Origin of the sequence: Mycolicibacterium tusciae, assembly GCF_002086795.1 — a bacterium.
GTDB classification, from domain to species: domain Bacteria; phylum Actinomycetota; class Actinomycetes; order Mycobacteriales; family Mycobacteriaceae; genus Mycobacterium; species Mycobacterium tusciae.
Genome location: NZ_MVIM01000002.1, coordinates 482,058 through 503,602 on the forward strand (window position 1 = coordinate 482,058; position 21,545 = coordinate 503,602).

At 64.6% G+C, this 21,545-nt stretch carries 24 protein-coding genes; 17 read left to right on the forward strand and 7 right to left on the reverse strand.

Going from position 1 to position 21,545, the window contains the following annotated elements; all coding sequences use genetic code 11:
* Positions 1-22: 22 nt before the first annotated feature.
* Together BST47_RS05370 and BST47_RS05375 are read left to right on the forward strand one after the other, a co-directional pair.
* Positions 23-949, forward strand: coding sequence for an EfeM/EfeO family lipoprotein (locus BST47_RS05370; protein ID WP_083124157.1), 927 nt, complete (start codon positions 23-25; stop codon positions 947-949).
* Positions 946-2,217, forward strand: coding sequence for a Dyp-type peroxidase (locus BST47_RS05375; RefSeq protein WP_083124158.1), 1,272 nt, complete (start codon positions 946-948; stop codon positions 2,215-2,217). Before BST47_RS05370 ends, BST47_RS05375 begins: the two co-directional genes overlap by 4 nt.
* On the opposite strand, the gene BST47_RS05380 is transcribed toward BST47_RS05375, so the two are convergent.
* Positions 2,210-4,258: a prolyl oligopeptidase family serine peptidase gene (locus BST47_RS05380; protein WP_083124159.1), complete on the reverse strand. Its 2,049-nt coding sequence runs from the start codon at positions 4,256-4,258 to the stop codon at positions 2,210-2,212. The two genes, BST47_RS05375 and BST47_RS05380, sit on opposite strands and share 8 nt — an antisense overlap.
* A gap of 26 nt (positions 4,259-4,284) precedes the next feature.
* On the opposite strand from BST47_RS05380, the gene adh reads away from it, so the two are divergent.
* From adh to BST47_RS05410, 6 genes are all read left to right on the forward strand, one after another.
* A complete protein-coding gene (gene adh / locus BST47_RS05385; protein ID WP_083124160.1) occupies positions 4,285-5,808 on the forward strand; it encodes an aldehyde dehydrogenase in 1,524 nt (507 codons plus the stop codon).
* Positions 5,809-5,893: 85 nt separating this feature from the next.
* Positions 5,894-6,385 (forward strand): DUF779 domain-containing protein, encoded by a 492-nt coding sequence (locus tag BST47_RS05390; RefSeq protein WP_083124161.1) that lies wholly within the window; start codon positions 5,894-5,896, stop codon positions 6,383-6,385.
* A gap of 26 nt (positions 6,386-6,411) precedes the next feature.
* A complete protein-coding gene (locus BST47_RS05395; RefSeq protein ID WP_083124162.1) occupies positions 6,412-6,690 on the forward strand; it encodes a putative holin in 279 nt (92 codons plus the stop codon).
* Positions 6,680-7,186: a hypothetical protein gene (locus BST47_RS05400; protein ID WP_234809576.1), complete on the forward strand. Its 507-nt coding sequence runs from the start codon at positions 6,680-6,682 to the stop codon at positions 7,184-7,186. The genes BST47_RS05395 and BST47_RS05400 overlap by 11 nt, the downstream gene beginning before the upstream one ends.
* A 10-nt stretch (positions 7,187-7,196) precedes the next feature.
* A complete protein-coding gene (gene lpdA, locus BST47_RS05405) occupies positions 7,197-8,591 on the forward strand; it encodes a dihydrolipoyl dehydrogenase (protein WP_083124163.1) in 1,395 nt (464 codons plus the stop codon).
* Positions 8,552-8,860 carry a hypothetical protein gene (locus BST47_RS05410; RefSeq protein ID WP_083124164.1) on the forward strand — a complete coding sequence of 103 codons (309 nt, stop codon included), beginning with the start codon at positions 8,552-8,554 and terminating at the stop codon, positions 8,858-8,860. The genes lpdA and BST47_RS05410 overlap by 40 nt, the downstream gene beginning before the upstream one ends.
* Before the next feature lie 28 nt (positions 8,861-8,888).
* On the opposite strand, the gene BST47_RS05415 is transcribed toward BST47_RS05410, so the two are convergent.
* The 4 genes from BST47_RS05415 to ramB form a co-directional block, all read right to left on the reverse strand.
* A complete protein-coding gene (locus BST47_RS05415) occupies positions 8,889-9,215 on the reverse strand; it encodes a winged helix-turn-helix domain-containing protein (protein WP_083124165.1) in 327 nt (108 codons plus the stop codon).
* Positions 9,216-9,244: 29 nt separating this feature from the next.
* On the reverse strand, positions 9,245-10,201 hold the full coding sequence (locus tag BST47_RS05420; RefSeq protein ID WP_083124166.1) for a TerC family protein: 957 nt from the start codon (positions 10,199-10,201) through the stop codon (positions 9,245-9,247).
* Positions 10,202-10,324: 123 nt separating this feature from the next.
* Positions 10,325-10,876 (reverse strand): carboxymuconolactone decarboxylase family protein, encoded by a 552-nt coding sequence (locus BST47_RS05425; RefSeq protein ID WP_083124167.1) that lies wholly within the window; start codon positions 10,874-10,876, stop codon positions 10,325-10,327.
* A gap of 14 nt (positions 10,877-10,890) precedes the next feature.
* Entirely contained in the window at positions 10,891-12,318 is a 1,428-nt protein-coding gene (gene ramB / locus BST47_RS05430) for an acetate metabolism transcriptional regulator RamB (protein WP_083124168.1), read from the reverse strand.
* An 88-nt stretch (positions 12,319-12,406) separates the two neighbouring features.
* On the opposite strand from ramB, the gene BST47_RS05435 reads away from it, so the two are divergent.
* The 3 genes from BST47_RS05435 (at position 12,407) to BST47_RS05445 (ending at position 15,713) form a co-directional block, all read left to right on the forward strand.
* The gene (locus BST47_RS05435; protein WP_083124302.1) at positions 12,407-13,219 is read left to right on the forward strand and encodes an acyl-[acyl-carrier-protein] thioesterase; all 813 of its coding nucleotides are present in this window, start codon (positions 12,407-12,409) and stop codon (positions 13,217-13,219) included.
* Positions 13,220-13,476: 257 nt separating this feature from the next.
* The gene (aceA, locus tag BST47_RS05440) at positions 13,477-14,763 is read left to right on the forward strand and encodes an isocitrate lyase (RefSeq protein WP_083124169.1); all 1,287 of its coding nucleotides are present in this window, start codon (positions 13,477-13,479) and stop codon (positions 14,761-14,763) included.
* A gap of 95 nt (positions 14,764-14,858) precedes the next feature.
* Entirely contained in the window at positions 14,859-15,713 is an 855-nt protein-coding gene (locus BST47_RS05445; protein ID WP_083124303.1) for a 3-hydroxybutyryl-CoA dehydrogenase, read from the forward strand.
* Between the two features lie 32 nt (positions 15,714-15,745).
* Here the strand turns inward: BST47_RS05445 and BST47_RS05450 are convergent, their stop codons facing one another.
* A complete protein-coding gene (locus tag BST47_RS05450) occupies positions 15,746-16,609 on the reverse strand; it encodes a polyphosphate kinase 2 family protein (RefSeq protein WP_083124170.1) in 864 nt (287 codons plus the stop codon).
* Positions 16,610-16,613: 4 nt separating this feature from the next.
* A complete protein-coding gene (locus BST47_RS05455) occupies positions 16,614-17,318 on the reverse strand; it encodes a TetR/AcrR family transcriptional regulator (protein WP_083124171.1) in 705 nt (234 codons plus the stop codon).
* 106 nt (positions 17,319-17,424) lie between these two features.
* Here BST47_RS05455 and BST47_RS05460 point away from each other — a divergent pair, with 106 nt between their 5' ends.
* The 6 genes from BST47_RS05460 (at position 17,425) to deoC (ending at position 21,489) form a co-directional block, all read left to right on the forward strand.
* Positions 17,425-18,741, forward strand: coding sequence for a DUF445 domain-containing protein (locus tag BST47_RS05460; RefSeq protein ID WP_083124172.1), 1,317 nt, complete (start codon positions 17,425-17,427; stop codon positions 18,739-18,741).
* A 91-nt stretch (positions 18,742-18,832) separates the two neighbouring features.
* Positions 18,833-19,282, forward strand: coding sequence for a helix-turn-helix domain-containing protein (locus tag BST47_RS05465; protein WP_083124173.1), 450 nt, complete (start codon positions 18,833-18,835; stop codon positions 19,280-19,282).
* Between the two features lie 85 nt (positions 19,283-19,367).
* Entirely contained in the window at positions 19,368-20,006 is a 639-nt protein-coding gene (locus BST47_RS05470) for a heparin-binding hemagglutinin (protein ID WP_083124304.1), read from the forward strand.
* A 73-nt stretch (positions 20,007-20,079) separates the two neighbouring features.
* On the forward strand, positions 20,080-20,376 hold the full coding sequence (locus BST47_RS05475; RefSeq protein WP_083124174.1) for a DUF2516 family protein: 297 nt from the start codon (positions 20,080-20,082) through the stop codon (positions 20,374-20,376).
* Positions 20,333-20,782 carry a DUF2599 domain-containing protein gene (locus tag BST47_RS05480; RefSeq protein ID WP_083124175.1) on the forward strand — a complete coding sequence of 150 codons (450 nt, stop codon included), beginning with the start codon at positions 20,333-20,335 and terminating at the stop codon, positions 20,780-20,782. The genes BST47_RS05475 and BST47_RS05480 overlap by 44 nt, the downstream gene beginning before the upstream one ends.
* A complete protein-coding gene (deoC, locus tag BST47_RS05485) occupies positions 20,782-21,489 on the forward strand; it encodes a deoxyribose-phosphate aldolase (RefSeq protein ID WP_083124176.1) in 708 nt (235 codons plus the stop codon). Before BST47_RS05480 ends, deoC begins: the two co-directional genes overlap by 1 nt.
* Positions 21,490-21,545: the final 56 nt, after the last annotated feature.

Genomic DNA, 21,545 nt, shown 5'->3' on the forward strand with positions numbered 1-21,545 from the left:
TTTCCTAACTTAGAGGGTGCAAATGAATCGCTATTTCGCATGGTCGGTGCCGGTCGTAGCCGGGAGCCTCATCCTCTCGGGCTGCTCCAGCGACGCGGGCAGTTCCGAAGAGACGTCGAGCGCCAGCGCGACGACGACCTCTTCGAGTGCCGCCGCTGCCGCTCCCGATCCGCTGGCCGAGCAGGCCGCTGCGGAGTACAAGACGTACGCCACCGGTCAGGTCGACGAACTCGTGGGCGTCGTCAAGGTGTTCACCGACGCTGTTCGCGCGAACAATCTGCAGGCCGCGCAGGACGCGTACGCGCCGTCCCGTATTCCATGGGAGCGCATCGAGCCGCTGGCCGGCCTCGTCGAGGAGATCGACGGCAAGGTCGACGCGCGAGTCGATGACTTTGCCGGCGTCGACGACGCGGAGTTCACCGGCTGGCACCGCCTCGAGCATCTCCTTTTCCAGCAGAACACGACCGAGGGTGGCGCCCCCTTCGCCGATCAGCTCGACGCAGACATCGCGGCCCTCAAGGAGCAGTTCCCCACGGTCGAGGTGAAGCCGGTCGACGTTGCGACCGGTGCGGCCGAGCTGATCGAAGAGGTCTCCGAAGGCAAGATCACCGGCGAGGAGGACCGCTACTCCAAGACCGACCTGTGGGACTTCGACGCCAACCTGCAGGGCTCGCAGGCCGCCGTCGACAAGCTGAAGCCGGCTCTGGAAAAAGCCGATCCGGAGCTGCTCGGCAAGATCGAGACCGGCTTCGCCGACATCAACGCCACGCTGCAGCCGCTGCGCCGCGGCGACGGCTGGGTGCTCTACTGCACGGAGAACGACCCCTACCCGTCGCCTCGCTGCACCGGCGTGACCGTTGACCCGCCGACCATCGACAAGCTCAAGGCGCAGCTGGCCGGTCTGTCGGAGAACGTATCCCAGGTCGCGGGGGTCTTGAAGCTGTCGTGACCGAGCCGCCGTCGCGCCGGGGTATCTCGCGGCGAGGATTCGTCACGGGAGCCCTGAGCGCGGGAGCGGGGGCCGCTGTTGGCGCCGGCGCCGCGTACGCGTTGTCGGACTCCACGCAGCGGGAGTACCTCGGGCCCCCAAGCCAGAAGACCTTCGTTCCGTTCGAAGGCGTGCATCAGACCGGCGTGACGGCGTTGCCGATACCCGAGCAGGGGCTGGTGGCGTCCTTCAATGTCCAATCGAAGGACCGCGCCGGGCTGACGACGGCGCTCGAGGAGCTCACCGAGGAGATCCGCGGGCTGATGGCCGGCAAGCCGCCGGAAACGCGGGATGCCGCCTATCCGCCCGTGGACTCGGGCATCCTCGGCGATAGGCCGCCTGCCGACAACCTTTCGATCGTCGTCGGTGTCGGGGCCTCGCTGTTCGACGACCGGTTCGGCCTTGCCGATCGCAAGCCCAAAGAGCTGGAAACGATGCCGTTCCTGGCCAACGACCGGCTCGACCCCAAGATCTCGCATGGGGACATCTCGGTCATCTTCGAGGCGGGTCACAACGACACCGTCCAGTTCGCGCTGCGCCAGTTGATGAGGCGGACGCGAAGTGACCTGGTGCTGCGATGGATGATCGACGGCTACGCCCGCGGCATCGGTGCGGGGCAGGCGTCAGAAGCAGTCACTCCTCGAAACCTGTTGGGGTTCAAGGACGGGACATCCAACCTGGACGTCGACGACGCCGCGTTGATGGATCGCCACGTGTGGGTTGGCGCCGAGGACGGCGAACCAGACTGGGCGGTGGGCGGTTCGTATCAGGCCGTCCGCATCATCCGGAATTTCGTCGAATTCTGGGACCGCACCCGACTCATCGAACAGGAGCAACTCATAGGCCGGGAAAAGGTCAGCGGCGCACCGCTTGGCCTGTCCGGAGAGTTCACCGATCCCGACTACCCGTCAGACCCCGACGGCAAGCGGATCCCGCTCGACGCGCACATCCGGCTGGCCAATCCCCGCACCCCCGAGACGGACGAAAACCGCATCCTGCGAAGGGGATTCAACTATTCACGCGGCTTCGACGGTGCCGGGCGACTGGACCAGGGACTGGCGTTCGTCGCCTATCAGCGGAGCCTGGAGAAGGGCTTCCTCACCGTGCAACGCCGGCTCAAGGGTGAGCCGCTGGAGGAGTACATCATGCCGGTCGGCGGCGGGTTCTTCTTCATCCTGCCGGGCGTGACGGGGCCGGACCGGTTCCTCGGCGATCTTCTGGTCAAGTGAGCTTCGACCACAGGTACTCGTAGATCAGCGCGGACTTGAAGGCCGTCTGCGCGTTGTCGGCCGCACCGGCGTGCCCTCCCTCGATGTTCTCGTAGTAGTCCACCGAATGTCCTAGCTGTTCCAGTGCCGCCGCCATCTTCCTGGCATGCCCCGGGTGCACCCGGTCGTCGCGCGTGGACGTCGTGATCAGCACCGGCGGGTAGCGCCGGTCCGCCGAAATATTCTGGTACGGCGAATATTCGGAGATGAACGCCCAATCGTCGGGGTCATCCGGATCGCCGTACTCGGCCATCCATGAGGCGCCGGCGAGCAGCAGATGGAAGCGGCGCATGTCCAGCAGGGGCACACTGCACACCAGCGCTCCGAACAGTTCGGGATAACGCGTCAGCATGACGCCCATCAAGAGACCGCCGTTGCTGCCACCCTGGGCGCCCAGCTGGTCGACGGTGGTGACCCCACGGTCGACGAGGTCGCGCGCCACCGCGGCGAAGTCTTCGTACACCAGATGCCTGTTCTCACGCATCGCCTGGGTGTGCCATGTCGGGCCGTACTCGCCCCCGCCGCGGATGTTCGCCAGCACATAGGTGCCGCCGCGGGCCAGCCACAGCCGGCCGAGCACACCGGCGTAACCCGGGGTATTGGCGACCTCGAACCCGCCGTATCCGCCGAGCAATGTCGGTCCCGGACCGGTCGAACCACGGTGGCCGACCACGAAGTACGGAATCTTCGTGCCATCGGCCGACGCCGCGAAATGCTGCGTGACTTCGATATCGGAGGCGTCGAAGAACGCGGGCGCGCTCTTGATCGTCGTCACCTCGCTGCCTGCCCGCCCCCACAGCAACTGCGACGGTGTATCGAATCCGCTTGAGTCCAGGAACATCTCGTCACCGTGCTCGTCGATGTCCACGAGCACGGTGTTGGTGTTCGGCGGGATGCCGGGGATCTCCGAGCGCTCCCACGTGCCGGGCGTGACGAGTTCCACGTGGCTCGACACGTCGACCAGCGTGACGAGCACCAGGTGGTCTCGCGTCCACGCGTAGTTATCCAGGCTGGAATGCTCGTCGGGTTCGAAGACGACGGTCAGCTCCCGGGTGCCGGAGAGGAATTCGTCGTAACGGACCGCCAGCAGCGAGCCAGGACGATAGGTGGTGCGGTCGATCGTCCACTCGGTGCGCGGGCGGATCAGCAGCCATTCGCGGTGCACCGACATGCCGGCATCGGTGGGTATCTCGATACGGATCAAGTCGTCGTCGCGAAGCTCGAAACGGTCGCGGTTGAAGAAGTCGAAAGACCTTGTGATGAACAGCCGCTCGAAACCCGGCGTCGAATCGTAGCCACCGCCGACGCTCACGTCCGAAGCCACACCCTCGAACAGGGTCTGGGCATTCTCGAGCGGCTCGCCGCGACGCCAGCGTTTGGCGATCCGGGGATAGCCGGACTCCGTCATCGAATCGGGGCCGAAATCGGTGCCCACCAGCACCGTGTCCTGGTCCTGCCATGCGACGCCGGACTTGGCTTCGGGTAGTTCGAACCCATCGGCAACGAATTGCCTTGTCGACATGTCGAATTCGCGCACCACGGTGGCGTCGGCGCCGCCCCTGGACAGCTCGATCAAAGCCAGACGGTGATCGGGTTCGAGGACGTCCGCGCCGGCCCAAACCCAGTTCTCATCTTCGGCGTCGGAGAGCGCGTCGACGTCGAGGATCACGTCCCAGTCGGGTTCGGCGGTGCGGTAGCTGTCCAGCGTGGTGCGCCGCCACACCCCGCGCGGATTGGCCGCGTCGCGCCAGAAGTTGTAGAGGTGATCGCCGCGCCGCCGCACGTACGGGATCCGCGCCTCGGTGTCGAGGACCTCGAGCGCTTCGGTACGCATCTGCTCGAAGCGGGGTCCGCCGAACTTGGCGATGGTCGGCTCGTTGTGCGCGCGCACCCAGTTCAGCGCGTCGTCGCCGGTGATGTCCTCGAGCCACAGATACGGGTCTTGCGCCACAACACCATTGTGGTCACCCGGCGTAATGTGAGCCCCGTTACACCCTTCCATCCGCGCTGTCAGAGAGGGAGTCGTCGATGACTGTCTATGCCCGTCCTGGTTCCACCGACGCCCTGATGTCGTACGAGTCGCGATATGGCAACTTCATCGGCGGGGAATGGGTGCCGCCTGCGTCAGGCGAATACTTCGAGAATCCGACGCCCGTGACCGGCCAGCCGTTCTGCGAGATCCCGCGCTCGAACGAGGCGGACATCGAGAAGGCACTCGACGCCGCGCACGGTGCGGCGACCGCGTGGGGCAAGACGGCCGCCGGCGAGCGCGCGAACATCCTCAACAAGATCGCCGACCGCATCGAGTCCAACCTCGAATCGCTCGCGCTGGCCGAGGCGTGGGACAACGGCAAGCCGATCCGCGAGACCCTGAACGCCGACCTGCCGCTGGCCGTCGACCACTTCCGGTATTTCGCAGGCGCCATCCGCGCGCAGGAGGGCTCGCTGAGTCAGATCGACGACGACACCGTGGCCTATCACTTCCATGAACCCCTCGGCGTCGTCGGCCAGATCATCCCCTGGAACTTCCCGATCCTGATGGCCACCTGGAAGCTCGCGCCCGCGCTGGCGGCAGGCAACGCCGTCGTCCTCAAGCCTGCCGAGCAGACCCCCGCGTCGATCCTCTACCTGATGAGCCTGATCGGCGACCTGCTGCCCGCCGGCGTCTTGAACGTCGTCAACGGCTTCGGTTTCGAGGCGGGCAAGCCGCTCGCGTCCAGCAACCGCATCGCCAAGATCGCGTTCACCGGCGAGACCACCACCGGCCGACTGATCATGCAATACGCATCGCAGAACCTGATCCCGGTCACGTTGGAACTGGGCGGCAAGAGCCCCAACATCTTCTTCAGCGATGTGATGGCCGCCAACGACGACTATCAGGACAAGGCGCTCGAGGGCTTCACGATGTTCGCCCTCAACCAGGGCGAGGTGTGCACCTGCCCGTCGCGCAGCCTGATCCAGGCCGACATCTACGACGAGTTCCTCGAACTCGCGGCGATTCGCACCAAGGCGGTCCGTCAGGGCGATCCGCTGGACACCGAGACGATGATCGGGTCGCAGGCATCCAACGATCAGCTGGAAAAGGTGTTGTCCTACATCGAGGTTGGCAAAGACGAGGGCGCTCGGGTGGTCACCGGTGGCGAGCGCGCGCAGCTCGGCGGCGATCTCAACGGTGGTTACTACGTGCAGCCGACGATCTTCGAGGGCAACAACAAGATGCGCATCTTCCAGGAGGAGATCTTCGGACCCGTCGTCGCGGTCACGTCGTTCAAGGACTACGACGACGCGATCGGCATCGCCAACGACACCCTCTACGGACTCGGCGCCGGGGTCTGGTCGCGCGACGGGAACACAGCGTATCGCGCGGGGCGCGACATCAAGGCCGGCCGGGTGTGGACTAACTGCTATCACGCCTATCCGGCGCATGCGGCGTTCGGCGGCTACAAGCAGTCCGGTATCGGCCGCGAGAACCACAAGATGATGCTCGACCACTACCAGCAGACGAAGAACCTGCTCGTGTCGTACTCCAACAAGGCGCAGGGGTTCTTCTGATCCTGACACTGGCGCGAACGTGGGTTACCCGCACATCAAGTGGCGATATGCGTGACGGTAACCCACGTTCGGCGGAGAGGACGCGATGCCTGAGACACCGCCTCGCGCGTTGATCACCCAGGCGGCCGCGGATCTGCTTGCGCGGCTGCAGGGGCGACACGGCGCGCTGATGTTCCACCAGTCGGGCGGATGCTGCGACGGGTCGTCGCCCATGTGTTACCCCGAGGGTGAGTTCCTCGTCGGCGACCGCGACGTGCTGCTCGCCGTGTTGGACGTCGGCGCCGGGGTTCCGGTGTGGATCTCAGGGCCGCAGTTCGAGGCGTGGAAACACACACAGTTGGTCATCGACGTCGTCCCCGGCAGGGGAGGGGGCTTCAGCGTCGAAGCGCCGGAAGGGATGCGGTTCCTTTCGCGCGGGCGCGCGTTCAGCAGCGACGAGAACGACCTGCTGAACGCCGCGGAGCTGGTGACCGGTACGGACTTCGCACTGGGCAAAAGGCCACCGCGGGCCGGTACGCACATCGTCGCGGAAGCCGTCGATGCGTGCTCGATTCCCGGGCGTGCCTCAAACGCCTAGCGTTTTCTCGGCGTTAACCTCAAAGGGTGATACCGCTGCCGCGCCCGCGGTTGCTGACCAGCGCTCTGCTGATCGGCACGGCGGTCGGGCTGCTACTCGGTATCGGCGCAAGCCTGGTGGTGACCGCCAAAATCCGGCCCGACGTAGTGATCGCTCTTGTCGTCGGCGTGCCCGGCGTGATCGGCATGCTGACGATCTTGTTGTCGCGCCGGCGGTGGCTGACGGCGTTCGGCGCCTTCGTCATCGCCATCTCCCCGGGCTGGTTCGGCGCGCTGGTGGCAATACAGACGGCGAATGGTGCTTGACGTGGACCGCGACCTGCTGATCGAAGACACCCAAGAGTTCACGCCATCGTGGGATACCGGCGAAGTCGACGCGCAACCCGACCCCGCCGACGCAGCGCCGTCGGAGCCGTCCCCCGCAAGCGGGAGTTCGCACCAGCCCGTACCGGCCCCTCCGGTGGTGGTGCCGGGCAACTACCAGTACCTCAAGCGCTGGCACTTCGTGCTGGTCGTGGCATGTATATGGGCGGTCGCGGCCGCTGCGGGATGGGGACTCTATTACTGGTGGTACCACTCGATCGACAAGACGGCGTCGGAGTTCGTGGTGCTGGTGTTCCTGATTCTGTGCACCGTGGTCGGCCTGCTCGTCGCAATGGTGCCCAGCAGGCCGATCGCGTCCGCTGTGGCCATCGCATTCACGTCGGCCCCGTTGGCAGCGACGGCGGGCGCCGCCGTGCTGCACGGTCTCTACTTCTGCGAATGGGCCACTCGCTGTTTCGTGGGGCTGATCCCTTACTAGAGTTGAGCGTGTGACCCACTATGACGTCGTCGTTCTCGGAGCCGGCCCTGGCGGATACGTCGCCGCCATCCGCGCCGCCCAACTCGGACTGAACACCGCAGTCGTCGAACCCAAGTACTGGGGCGGAGTGTGCCTCAACGTCGGATGCATCCCGTCCAAGTCGCTGCTCCGCAACGCGGAGCTTTCCCACATCATCACCAAGGAAGCCAAGCTCTTCGGCATCAACGGTGAAGCCACCATGGACTACGGCGTCGCGTACGACCGCAGCCGCAAGGTCGCCGACGGCCGTGTCGCCGGTGTGCACTTCCTGATGAAGAAGAACAAGATCACCGAGATCCACGGCTACGGGAAGTTCTCCGACGCCAACACACTCGAGGTCGACCTCAACGAGGGCGGCACCGAAAAAGTCACCTTCGACAACTGCATCATCGCCACCGGCAGCAGCACCCGATTGGTGCCCGGTACGTCGCTCTCGGAGAACGTCGTCACGTACGAGAAGCTGATCATGACGCGCGAGTTGCCGTCCTCGGTCGTCATCGCCGGCGCCGGGGCGATCGGCATGGAATTCGGCTACGTGCTCAACAACTTCGGCGTCGACGTGACCATCGTCGAGTTCTTGCCGCGGGCGCTGCCGAACGAGGACGCCGAGGTATCCAAGGAGATCGAGAAGCAGTTCAAGAAGCTGGGTGTCAAGATCCGCACCGGGACCAAGGTCGAGGCCATCTCAGATGATGGGTCGGCGGTCACCGTCACCGTCAGCAAGGACGGTGAGTCCGAAGAGATCAAAGCCGATAAGGTGTTGCAGGCCATTGGATTTGCGCCCAACATCGAGGGCTACGGACTGGACGTCACCGGCGTGGAGGTCACCGATCGCAAGGCCATCGGCATCGATGACTACATGCGCACCAACGTGCCGCACATCTACGCCATCGGCGATGTCACCGGGAAACTGATGTTGGCCCACGTCGCCGAGGCCATGGGCGTGGTTGCGGCCGAAACCATCGCTGGTGCAGAGACTTTGGCGCTTGGCGACTACCGGATGCTGCCGCGCGCCACTTTCTGCCAGCCGCAGGTCGCCAGCTTCGGACTCACCGAGGAGCAGGCCCGCGACGAGGGTTACGACGTCAAGGTCGCCAAGTTCCCGCTCACCGCGAACGCGAAGGCGCACGGTCTGGGTGATCCGAGTGGGTTCGTGAAGCTGATCGCCGACGGGAAGTACGGCGAGCTGCTCGGCGGTCACTTGATCGGGCATGACGTCTCAGAACTACTGCCGGAGCTGACTCTGGCGCAGAAGTGGGATCTGACGGTCAACGAGCTGGCACGCAACGTGCACACCCACCCGACGCTGTCGGAAGCCCTGCAGGAATGCTTCCACGGCTTGGCCGGCCACATGATCAACTTTTGACGGCGGCGATCTGGGTCGCCGGGATCGGCGGGTTGGTGGTCGGTCACGTCCTGTGGCTGGCCGGGATCACGGCTGCGACGTCCACCGCGACCGTCAGCTCGTGGGTGCTGTTGGTAGCGGCCGTTTCGTTCGTGGTCGGCGGCATCGTCGGTGCGCTCGGGTGGCGCGCATTCCAGCGGAAGTCGGACGTATGGGCGGCGTTCCTCTGGGGATTGCCGATCGCACCGGTCCTGCTCTCGCTGGTGGTCCTCGGCGTGACGTACCTGTAGTTCCGCCTGCTGGGTGACCCAACGAGCGTCAGCGCAGAGCCTCGATGAGGTCGGCAACCGTGTGGTGCGATTCAAGCGGATGACGAAGGCGGCCATGGGCATTCACGGCATAGATGTTGCGGCGCCCGTCTTTGGACTTGACCAGGTACCCGTCCTCGGTGAGATCAGTGAGGATCGTCTGCACGGCGCGCTCGGTGATGCCGATACGCACGGCGAGTTCGCGTGCGGTAAGGGGTTCTTCGCGCGCCAAGCAAAGTAGAACGTGTCCATGGTTGGTCAGAAATGTCCAGCCGCGGTGAGCAGCGGGCGCTGCTTTCGAGGGCATCGACCGTTGATCACGAGACTTCACGGCCATGCCGGAATGTTAACGCTTGGCTCGACGGATCAGGCCTTGACGTCCCGCTCCGCGTCGCGGCTTCGGCTGGCATGCAAACTCCAGAGGATCGAACCGGTGAGGGTGATGACGATGACGCCCAAAGTCAGTGGGATGGGCAGTTTGCCCACAGGCGTCTCGGAGAGGATCAGCTTGATTCCGGCGAAAGCGAGCAGTAGCGCCAGGCCATAGTGCAGCTTGGTGAATCGTCGGAGCAGTCCGGCCAGGCAGAAGTAGAGCGAGCGCAGACCGAGAACTGCGAACGCGTTGGCAGTCCACACCAGGAAGGTGCTGGTGGTGATGGCCAGCACCGCAGCCACGGAGTCGATGGCGAAGATCAGGTCTGTTGCTTCGACTGCGATCAACACGACGAACAGCAGCGTGGCCACTCGTCTGCCCTGGATGCGGGTGAACAACCTTGCGCCGTGGTAGCGAGAGTCGATGGGCACGATTCGGCGAACCAATCGAACCAGCAGGTTGCGTTCCGGGTCCATTTCCTGGTTGTTGTGAAGTGCCATCTTGTATGCGGTGTAGACCAGGAACGCGCCGAACACGTAGGCCGTCCAGAAGAAGGTGTTGAGCAACTCCACGCCGACGAAGATGAAGACCAGCCGAAAGATCAGCGCGCCGATGACGCCCCAGAACAAGATCTTGTGTTGGTAGCGATCTGGGACGGCGAAGTACGCGAAGATCATGGCGAACACGAATACGTTGTCGACCGAGAGCGCCTTCTCGATGAGATATCCGGCGTAGTAGGCGCCGGCGGCGTCACCGCCGTAGGTCCACCACACCACGGCGCCGAAGCCCAACCCCGCCGCGATCCACACCGTCGACCAGATCGCGGCTTCGCGGAAGCCGACGACGTGGTGATCGCGGTGCAGGATCAAATCGATTGCGAGCATGGTCAGGATGACGGCGCTCAAGGCGATCCAAGCCCACACCGGCACGTCCAACGACAACTGGTTCACAGTGTTGATTACCTACCCTCGGCTCGCGCATGGTCTCCGTAATATTTGTAACGAAATGTATATTACGAATTCTACTTCGTCAATTGGAGGCGCGACGTAGCGCGGAGGGCCGTGCGGGGCGGCTCAGTCGGGAAAGTCCAGCGGCACGTTCAACGTGGTGATGGTCGCGGCCAGCCCGTCGTACTGGGCGGCCAGCATGCAGAACTCGATGAGCTGTGTCTTGGTCAGGTGCCGGGCCAATACCGCCCACGTCTCCGGTGAGACGCCACGGGTGACGACGAACTCGTCCGTGGCGGTGATGAGTGCGCGCTGTCTCTCGGTCAGGCCGTCGGCGTCGGGACCTTCGAAGATCTTGGCCTGGATCTCGGGACCGATGCCGCGGCTGCGGGCCAGCCGACGGTGCTGCTGAAGTTCGTACTCGCAGTTGCGGAGGTGGCCGACCCGCAGGATCACGGTCTCCGAGTCGCGCCTCGACAGCTTGGACAGCATCCCCAGCAGCAGTCCGCTGTAGGGCAGCCAGGCCAGGAACAGAAGCCGGTGCTGGCCAAGCACGTTGAAGAGGCTGAACCTCGGCGCGCGGATCACCCTGGCGCCGAGCTTGGCGATCGCCCAATTGAGTGGCCCGAGTTCCTTGAATCCGCCCGGCGCTATGCGCGCGGGCTCGATTGCGCTCACCGTAGCGAGTCTAACTAGGACTGCTTGACCAGATAGGGCGACACAGTGCTGCGGTGCTCGTCGATGTCCAGTGCGCGGCCGAGCGCAGGGAAGGCCCGCTGCGGGCAGTTGTCCCGCTCGCAGACGCGGCAGCCGGCGCCGATCGGAGTCGAGTTGTCGCCCGACAGATCCAGGCCCTCCGAGTAGACCAGTCGGTGCGCGTGACGTAACTCGCAGCCGAGGCCGATCGCGAAGGTCTTACCCGGCTGGCCGTACCGATGGGCGCGGCGCTCGACCGTGCGGGCCACCCACATGTAGTTGCGCCCATCGGGCATCTGCGCGATCTGCACGCCGATCTTTCCGGGACTCGCGAACGTCTCGTAGACATTCCACAGCGGGCAGGTTCCACCGCTCGATGAGAAGTGAAAGCCCGTGGCGGACTGTCGCTTTGACATGTTGCCCGCGCGGTCGACTCGAACGAATGACAGCGGCACCCCCCGCATCGAGGGTCGTTGCAGGGTGGACAGTCGGTGCGCAATCGTCTCGAAAGAGACGGCGTAGAAAGCCGAGAGGCGTTCGACGTCGTAGCGGAACTTCTCGGCAACTTCGTGAAACTGCCGGTACGGCAACACAGTTGCGGCCGCGAAGTAGTTCGCGAGACCCAAGCGCGCGAGCACGGTCGACTCCTCGCTGGTGAAGTTGCCCTCGTCGACGAGCTTGTCGATCAGCCCACCGAACTCCAGATACGCCAGCTCGGCGGCCATCCTGAAGACCGTCTGCCCCGACGACAGGTGGCCGCTGATCTCCAGGGTCTTGGAAACCGGGTCGTATCGGTGCAACACCGTTCCGCCCAGGTCGATTTGCTGCTTGATGTGCACGCCGTGGACCCTGGTCAGCCGGTCGGCCAGCTCGCGCGTCAGCTCCGCGCGGTGCATCCGCATCCGGATCGTGAGGTCTTCGGCGGCGGTGTCGAGCTCGTGCAGGTAGTTCTGCCGCTGATAGAAGTAGTCGCGGACCTCCTCGTGCGGCATCGTGATCGCGCCGGACCCAGAGCTCAAGCCGCTGCTGTCGGAGTGCCTGTCCTCGGTTGCGGCGGCCAGCTGCGCGGTGGTCAACCGGTAGCGTCGGTGCAGGTTCACCATGGCGTGCGCGAGTGCCGGATGCGAGCTGACCATGTCCGAGATCTCGGCAAGATCGACGTCGATCGCCACGTCTCGATCGAGGGTCACCTCGCGCAGCTCGGCGACCAGCCGGGTGTCGTCCTCGGAGGCGAAGAACGTCGCATCCACCCCGAACACCTCGGTGATCCGCAACAGGACCGACACGGTCAGCGGACGTACGTCGTGCTCGATCTGGTTGAGATAACTCGGCGAGATTCCCAGCATCTGGGCCAGTGCCGCCTGGCTGTAGCCCCGTTCTCCGCGGAGTTGCCGGACACGGGAGCCGACGAACGTTTTGGCCACGTCAACCAGCGTAACGCCGGACTAGCACAGTTGCGAAGCATGCCTTCGCATTGTTGGCAGTTCAGGCGCTATGGCAGGATCGTTGGTCATGGGAGGCGAGCCGACTACCGGTCTGGCGAAGGTGATGATGCCTGTGCCCGATCCGCACCCCGATGTGTTCGACATCGAATGGCCCCTGCGCGTCGCCGACGTCGATCGCGCCGGCCGGCTCAAATTCGACGCCGCCACCAGGCACATCCAGGACATCGGCTCAGATCAGCTGCGCGAGATGGGGTACGAGGAAACCCACCCGCTGTGGATCGTCCGTCGCACGATGGTCGACCTGATCAGGCCCATCGAGTTCAAGGACATGTTGCGCCTGCGCCGCTGGTGCTCGGGCACGTCCAACCGGTGGTGCGAGATGCGGGTCCGCGTAGATGGGCGCAAGGGCGGATTGATGGAATCCGAGGCGTTCTGGATCAACATCAACCAGGAGACGCAGGGGCCGGCCCGCATCTCCGACGACTTCCTCGAAGGCCTGCAGCGCACCACCGATATCAATCGGCTGCGGTGGAAGGCCTATCTGAAGGCCGGCAGCCGCGAGGACGCGGACGAGATTCGCGACTATCCGGTTCGCGTCAGCGACATCGACATCTTCGACCACATGAACAACTCGGTGTACTGGTCGGTGGTCGAGGACTATCTGTTCAAGACACCCGAGCTTTTGAAGGCACCCTTGCGGGTGACGATCGAGCACGACGCCCCGGTAGGACTCGGCGACAAGCTCGAGATCATCACCCACGTTCATCGGCCCGGCACGACTGACAAATTCGGCGCCGAACTGTCGGATCGCACTGTTACAACGCTCACATATGCCGTTGGCGACGAGACCAAAGCCATCGCATCGATCTTCGCGCTCTGACGCCCTCTCCCTAACAGTACGACCGTACTGACGTGCACAAATCGGTTACCAGCAAGTAGCTTCTGAACCGTTTCAGGGAACTGCCACCTTCGCAACCTTTGCAACATGGGATGGCGGCTTGGCGAAAATTGGCAATCAAAACGGGTGGACCTGCGCGTATGGCGTGATGCATCCTCGTAGCAGCGGAACAGCCAAGTTTGTTGAGTATTAGCAAGCCGAGCCCCGCCGGCTATGCAAAGCGATTCGAAGGAGCAGCCATGTCCACTGTGGGCACGCCGAAGTCACCCGAACAGATCCAGCACGACTGGGATACCAACCCGCGCTGGAAGGGCATCACCCGTACGTACACCCCGGCCGACGTGGTCGCACTGCAGGGTTCCGTCGTCGAGGAGGCCACTTTGGCCCGCCGCGGCGCCGAGGTGCTGTGGAACCAACTGCACGACATGGAGTTCGTCAACTCGCTCGGCGCGCTGACCGGCAACATGGCCGTCCAGCAGGTGCGTGCCGGCCTGAAGGCCATCTACCTGTCGGGCTGGCAGGTCGCCGGGGACGCGAATCTGTCCGGTCACACCTACCCGGACCAGAGCCTCTACCCGGCCAACTCGGTGCCGCAGGTGATCCGTCGCATCAACAACGCGCTGCTGCGCGCCGACGAGATCGCCAAGGTCGAGGGCGACACCTCGGTGGAGAACTGGCTCGCCCCGATCGTCGCCGACGGTGAGGCCGGCTTCGGCGGTGCGCTGAACGTCTACGAGCTGCAGAAGGCGATGATCGCCGCAGGCGTTGCGGGGTCGCACTGGGAAGATCAGCTGGCGTCGGAGAAGAAGTGCGGCCACCTCGGTGGCAAGGTGCTGATCCCCACCCAGCAGCACATTCGCACCCTGACCTCGGCGCGCCTGGCTGCCGACGTCGCCGACGTGCCGACCGTCGTGATCGCGCGTACCGATGCCGAGGCCGCCACGCTCATCACCTCCGATGTCGATGAGCGGGACCGCCCGTTCATCACGGGCGAGCGGACCAAGGAAGGCTTCTACCGCGTCCGCAACGGTCTCGAGCCGTGCATCGCGCGCGCCAAGGCCTACGCGCCGTTCTCGGACCTGATCTGGATGGAAACCGGCACCCCGGACCTCGAGCTGGCCGCGAAGTTCGCCGAGGGCGTCAAGAGCGAGTTCCCCGACCAGATGCTGGCGTACAACTGCTCGCCGTCGTTCAACTGGAAGAAGCACCTCGACGACGCGACCATCGCGAAGTTCCAGAAGGAGCTCGGCGCGATGGGCTTCAAGTTCCAGTTCATCACGCTGGCCGGCTTCCACGCCCTGAACTACTCGATGTTCGATCTGGCCTACGGCTACGCCCGCAACCAGATGAGCGCCTACGTCGAGCTGCAGGAGCGCGAGTTCGACGCCGAAGAGCGCGGTTACACCGCCACCAAGCACCAGCGTGAGGTCGGTGCCGGCTACTTCGACCGGATCGCCACCACCGTCGACCCGACCAGCTCGACCACCGCGCTCGCGGGTTCGACCGAAGAGGGTCAGTTCCACTGAGCTTGTAAGCCCGCCGAGCAGACGCAAAGTCCCCTTCACGCGCGGCGTGTCGGGGGCTTTTGCGTCTGCTCGCCCTTCTGTTGGAGAGTGTGGACGTGAGCATTGAACGGGTCGGCGTCATCGGCGCCGGGCAGATGGGTTCGGGAATCGCCGAGGTGTCGGCCAAGGCCGGCGCGGATGTGCTCGTCTTCGAGCCGACCGACGAGTTGGTGACGGCGGGAAACCAGAGGCTCACCCAGTCGCTGGAACGCGCAGCCGCAAAAGGCAAGCTCAGCGAGGACGATCGCGACGCGGCGCTGGCCCGCCTGAAGTTCACCACCGACCTCGCCGACCTGGCTGACCGTCAGTTGGTAATCGAGGCGGTCGTCGAGGACGAGGCGGTCAAGGGCAAGATCTTCGCCGAGCTCGACAGGGTGATCACCGATCCAGATGCGGTACTCGCATCGAACACGTCGAGCATCCCGATCATGAAGATTGCTGCGGCAACGCAGAATCCGAGCCGAGTGCTGGGCCTGCACTTCTTCAACCCGGTGCCGGTGCTGCCGCTGGTCGAGCTCGTGAGCACGCTGGTCACGTCGCCTGAAGCCGCCGCGCGCACCGAGCAGTTCGCGAGCGAGGTGCTGGGTAAGAAGGTGGTGCGCTGCGGGGATCGGTCGGGATTCATCGTCAATGCGCTGTTGGTGCCGTATCTGTTGGCAGCCATCAGAATGGCGGAGGCAGGGGTCGCGACCGTCGAGGACATCGATACCGCGGTGGTCGCCGGGCTGTCACATCCGATGGGCCCGCTGCGGCTGTCGGATCTGATCGGGCTCGACACCATGAAGCTCATCGCCGACTCGATGTACGACGAGTACAAGGACGCGAATTACGCTCCGCCGCCGCTGCTCTTGCGCATGGTCGAGGCGGGACAGCTGGGCAAGAAGTCAGGTCGGGGTTTCTACACGTACTGATGGTCGAGCGCGGGTAACCGGGCGGCGAGATCTCAAGCCCCGGCGAGTCGCTTCTTCTCCGCCTCGACATCGAAATCGGCTGGGGGCCAAGATAAGCTCATCGACTCGAGGGCCTCGATCAACAGCTCGGTTATCGCCAGCCTGCTGTACCACTTTCGGTCGCACGGAATAACGTGCCATGGTGCGTAATCGGTCGACGTCTTGTCCAGCAGCGCCTGGTACGCCTCCTCGTACAGCGGCCACTTCAGCCGCTCGTCGACGTCGGCGGGGTTGTACTTCCAGTACTTGTCCGGGCGCTCCAATCGCTCGGCGAGCCGCGCCTTCTGCTCCTCGAGCGAGAGGAACATCGCGACCTTGATCAGCGTCATACCGCCATCGACGAGCGCCTTCTCGAAGGCGTTGATCTCGTCATAGCGCGCCCCCCACACATCGGGCGCGACGAGATTGTGCACCCGGACGATCAACACGTCCTCGTAGTGGCTGCGGTCGAAGACTCCGATGTGGCCGGCGGCCGGCAGGGCATTGCGAATACGCCACAGATAGTGGTGCGCCAGCTCTTCCTCGGTCGGCTTGCCGAAGCTGGTGTATTGGATGCCCTGCGGGTTACCGCCCCCCACAACATGTTTGACGATCCCGCCCTTACCCGCGGTATCCATGCCCTGCAGCACCAGCAGAATCGAGCGGGTGTCCCCGGAGCGGCTGTTGGCGTACAGCATCTCCTGCAGCTCGGCGAATCGTGCGTTGCGTTCGGCCTGCAGCGCCGGGGCGTCGGCCTTCTTACCCCGAAAGCCCGGTGTCGCACCGGTGTCGATGTCAGCAACCTTGTCGCCGTGACGGAACTCGAGATGGGTATGCGGCTCGTGGGTCCACAAGGACGGCAGGTGTGACTCGCTCATCAGCTCAGTCAAGCAGTTGCCGGGGCAAAACCGGTGAAGGATGCGGGTCCTGCCTGAATCTCTCCAGCGATCCGCCGACCTCGACGATGCCGCACAGCGCGCTCCACGACAGCATCGTGAGGTAGTCGATCAGCTCGTCGGAAGTCATACGTGGGTTCGACATCCACGAGTGCGTGGCCAGCTGCACGCCGCCAACGGTGTGATAGGCCCATGGCTCGACGCCACCGGTGTCCATCCCCGCCTCGGCCATGCGCCGCCGCAGCATCACCGCGAGCATGCGAGCGATGATCTGCTCCGAGCGCGCGACGGCTTGGCTCTTGGAGGCCGAGTTGTTCGCCATCACGAATTGATACGGCTCCGGCTCGGCGGCGACGGTTTCAACGTAGACCCCGATGATCCTGCGCGTCAGGTCGTAGCCGTCCAGGTTGGATGAGAGAGCCGCAGCCATATTCGGGATCAGGGTGGTCTGCGCGAACCGCATCATCACGGCGGTCGTCAGGTCGTTCTTGTCGACGAAGTAGCGGTAGAGAACCGTCTTGGACACACCGATCTCGGCTGCGATCTCGTCCATGCTGACGTTGCTGCCGCGGCGCCGAATCGCCTCCAGGGTGCCATCGACCAACTCATTGCGCCGTTCCACCTTGTGCTGGTGCCAGCGCCTCTTGCGTCCATCGGTCTTGATCGCGACGGACGAGATTTGTTCTGCCACGATCGCCGTAATCCCGTTCCCTAGTTCCCCTTGATAGTACGGGCGATCTTGCGTTCGAGCGTCGTCGGCTGGAACCGCCACTCCGCGGGTAGCGGATGATGTAGGTGTGGCACACAGACCGAGCGCCGGCAATCCGGCTCCGCGTAGCTTCGCCGAGTCGCTGGCGGGTGTCGACAGTGGCGCCGATGCCGAGCGCCAACGCGGCCTGCGGCGGATGAAGATCGTCGCGCTGTCGTTCCTCCTCGGCGCCACGGTGATCTTTCTCGTTTGCACCTGGGCGCAGTCCCGGGGGGCGGCGCCGTGGGTGGGTTATGTCCGCGCCGCGGCCGAAGCGGGCATGATCGGCGCGCTGGCCGACTGGTTCGCTGTCACCGCGCTGTTCAAGCATCCGCTGGGTATCCCGATCCCGCACACCGCGATCATCAAGCGCAAGAAAGACCAACTCGGCGAGGGGCTGGGGACGTTCGTTCGGGAGAACTTCCTGTCACCCGAGGTCGTAGAGGCCAAACTGCGCGACGCGGAGGTCGCCGGACGCCTTGGCAAGTGGCTCTCCGAGCCGGTGCACGCTCAGCGGGTAGCGGCCGAAACTTCAACGGTGCTGCGGGTTCTGGTGGAGATGCTGCGCGACGAGGACGTCCAGCATGTGTTGGATCGCATGATCATCAAGCGCATCGCCGAGCCGACGTGGGGCCCGCCGATCGGCCGCGTCCTGGCCACCCTGCTCGCCGAGGGCAGGCAGGAAGCATTGATCCAGCTGCTGGCCGACCGGGCCTTCCAGTGGTCGCTCAACGCCGGCGAGATCATCGAGCGCGTCATCGAACGCGACTCACCCACCTGGTCGCCACGCTGGGTGGACCACCTCGTCGGCGATCGCATCCACCGCGAACTCATGGACTTCACCGACAAGGTGCGCCGCAATCCCGACCACGAACTGCGGCGCTCGGCGACTCGCTTCCTTTTCGAGTTCGCCGACGACCTCCAGCACGACGAGGCCACGATTCAGCGCGCCGAGAACGTCAAGGAACAACTGATGGCCCGCGATGAGGTCGCGCGGGCGGCGGAGACGGCGTGGAGTGCTGCCAAGCGGATCATCCTCGAATCGGTCGACGACCCGTCGTCGGCTCTGCGGACCCGCATCACCGACTCGGTCGTGCACATCGGTGAATCGCTTCGCGACGATGCCGACCTCCGCGACAAGGTCGACCGCTGGATCATCAGAGCGGCTCAGCATCTCGTGTCGGAATATGGGGTGGAGATCACAGCGATCATCACCGAGACCATCGAGCGCTGGGACGCGGACGAGGCCAGTCGCCGCATCGAATTGCATGTGGGTCGTGACCTGCAGTTCATCCGTATCAACGGCACAGTGGTCGGTTCACTTGCGGGTCTGGTCATCTATTCGATAGCTCAGCTACTCTTCTGACCTGCGCTAACTAGTGCTTGCAAAAGTTAGCACCCCGTCGTACCGTTGGGCGTGTCGTTACCGGTTACCCGATACTTGAAGGGGGTCACGCATGCCGCAGGATGAGAAGATCGCCGCAGTGGTGTCCAACGCTGCACAGGACATCGGCACCTTCATTCGCACGCAGCGCGAGGCCGCCCAGGTATCGGTACGGCAGTTGGCTGAGAAGGCCGGCGTCAGTAATCCCTACCTCAGTCAGATCGAGCGGGGATTGCGGAAACCGTCCGCCGATGTGCTCAACCAGATCGCCAAGGCGTTGCGGGTGTCCGCGGAAGTTCTCTACATAAGGGCGGGAATCCTGGAGCCCAGCGAGAACAACGAAGTCCGCGATGTCATCATCACCGACTCGGCGATCACCGAGCGGCAGAAGCAGGTGCTGCTCGAGATCTACACGTCCTTCGTCCAGCAGAACGAGGCCCAGCACGACGAGGGCCAGCAGAACGAGGACCTGCAGATCGAAGCCGCCCGCGTTCAGACGGACGAGGAGCAGACGACTGAATAGAAATTCGCACCGGATTTAGTCCAACCGAACCGTCCGTTTGAAGTTTTGAACACCAAATCTCCAGAAAGTGAAAGGAAACACCGAGATGGCTAAGAACACCCCGGCCAAGAACAAGAACCAGCCGACCGCTGACGACCTGAAGACCCCGCTGCTTGCCGCAGTCGGCGCTGCCGATCTGGCCCTCGAACGCGTCAACGAGATCGTCGCGGCCCTGCGCGAGCGTGCCGAAGACGCGCGCAGCGACGCCGGGACCCGCGTGGAAGAGACCCGCGCCCGGGTGACCAAGCTGCAGGAAGAGCTGCCCTCGCAGGTCGGCGATCTGCGCGAGCGCCTGAGCTCCGAGGAGCTGCGTAAGTTCGCCGAGACCTACGCCGAGGCCGCGCAGACCTCCTACAACAAGCTGGTCGAGCGTGGCGAGGCCGCCCTCGAGCGCCTGCGCAGCCAGCCGGCTCTCGAAGAGGCCGCCGGTCGCGTCGAGCGCTACTCGGACCAGGCCGTCGAGCTGACCCAGGAAGCGTTGGGCAACGTCGCCACCCAGACCCGTGCGGTCGGCGAGCGCGCCGCCAAGCTGGTCGGTGTCGAGCTGCCGAAGAAGGCCCAGAAGGCCGCGGCGCCCGCGAAGAGCGCCGCCAAGAAGGTGCCGGCCAAGGCCCCCGCCAAGAAGGCCGCCGCCAAGAAGGCTCCGGCCAAGAAGGCCCCGGCCAAGAAGGTCACGCAGAAGTAGCATTTCGGCACCTGGTCGCCCAGCTGGGCGACCAAGAGTCGACCAGGGGACGTAGCCCGCATACGCTTGGAGCGTGCAGCTCCAAAACTTGGCGGGTTACGTCCTCTTACTGTTGGCGGTCGTCGTACTGGCCTTCACCCTCTATGCCTTCGTGCACGCCGCCATGCAGCGGCCCGACGCGTATACCGCCGCGGGCAAGCTCACCAAGCCGGTCTGGCTTTTGATCATCGGCGGTGCAGGCGCCTTCGCCCTGCTCACGAGCCTCGCCGGAGTCTCCGTTTTCGCGATTGCGATCGCTGCTGTCGCGACCGGTATCTACCTCGTCGATGTGCGGCCGAAGATCCTGGAAATTCAAGGGAAGTCCCGTTAACCGGCGCTTCGTCGCGGCTGCGGTCGCGACGGTCTTCGTACCCCTCACGTTCGCGCCCGCCGCCCCGGCCAATCCGGCGCCCGCGCCGCCCTACGTCGACCACGTCGAATGGGCGAAGTTCGGCGACCTCTCGAGTCTGCGGGTGTATCCGACCGCTGCGGGGCGGCAGGCGTCGCTGGTCGCGACCGTCGACACCGAGGCCGCCGCATGGCAAGAGGTGCTGGCCCTGTCGCCCGACGCCGCGATGCCCGGAATGTACGAACAGTTCGTCTGCCACTGGGAGTTGGCCGAACTCGGCCGCCCCGGGAAGACCAGTTGGAATCTCGAGCCGTGGCGGCCCGAGGTCGATGACGGCACGTTGATCGCGACGGGCTGTAATCCCGGCGGGACCGAGGAACCGTTTTAGTGCGCGACTTTTGCCGCGATGACGTGGCTGCGCTGATCGATCACACTCTGCTCAAACCCGAAGCCACCGAACACGACGTTGCGCGACTGGTTGAGGAAGCGACCGAACTCGGGGTGTACGCGATCTGTGTGTCACCGTCCATGGTCGCCATCGCGGAGCGAGCCGGCTCGGGCGCCAAGCCCATCGCCGCGGTCGTCGGATTCCCTTCGGGCAAGCATCTTTCGGCAATCAAGGCCGAGGAGGCGCGCGCTGCGGTATCCGACGGGGCCGCTGAGATCGACATGGTGATCGACATCGGCGCCGCGGTGTCCGGCGACTTCACCGCGGTAGGGGCCGACGTCGCCGCGGTCCGGTCGGCGATCGGCGGCGACGTCGTCCTGAAGGTGATCGTGGAGTCGGCGGCGTTGCTCAGCATCGTCGGAGAGGATGCGCTGGTGTCGGCGTCCAGGACCGCCGCGGATGCCGGCGCCGACTTCGTGAAGACTTCCACCGGGTTCCATCCGGCGGGGGGCGCGTCGGTGCGCGCGGTGGAGCTCATGCGCGGGGCTGTCGGCCCTAGTGTCCAGGTCAAGGCCAGTGGCGGTATACGTACGACGGCCGATGCGGTGTCGATGCTCGACGCCGGCGCGACCCGGCTGGGACTGTCTGGGACTCGGTCAGTACTGGACGGATTGAAGGGGGCGGACCGCGTTATTGACGCAAACTAGTATTATTTGCTGAGTTCGATTTACGAGTGTGCCAAAAGTGTGCGAAGATCTAGATC